Genomic DNA, 392 nt, shown 5'->3' on the forward strand with positions numbered 1-392 from the left:
TTCGCCCATATGCTCGGCGGGGATGTGCCCGTCGCCGAACCTGTCAGTAAGGAACGCGCGCGTACCTGCTTTTAGGACACCCCTGTAAAGGCCGATTTTCACCCCAGATAGGTTTATTTCAACAATGCAGGAGCAAGCCCAGTTAGGCACGTAAACGCCAACGTGGGTTACTGACTTGTACCGAGTGTTCATTTCCGGGAAGTCAATATCGTAGGTGGGTTTAGTGACCGTCAGATCGGTTAGCCGTAGGGAACGGGCGGGCTTTTGTAGCTGGCGGATCATATTAGACGTGATCGTCTGATTGTTTGCGGGCTGGTCAATAGCCGCAATTACATAATGAGGATTACGCAGCCGCGCGTCAACCTGATCCTTTGACACGCCTTGTACAAGCC

General features: G+C 52.8%; 1 protein-coding gene. It reads right to left on the reverse strand.

Translation table 11 applies throughout. The features are described 5' to 3' along the window. Positions 1-378: hypothetical protein (locus QP381_RS08575; protein ID WP_285068514.1), on the reverse strand; the 378-nt coding region annotated here is incomplete at its 3' end. Between the last annotated feature and the right edge of the window lie 14 nt (positions 379-392).

Source organism: Pauljensenia sp. UMB6358, assembly GCF_030216865.1.
Lineage (GTDB): Bacteria > Actinomycetota > Actinomycetes > Actinomycetales > Actinomycetaceae > Pauljensenia > Pauljensenia turicensis_A.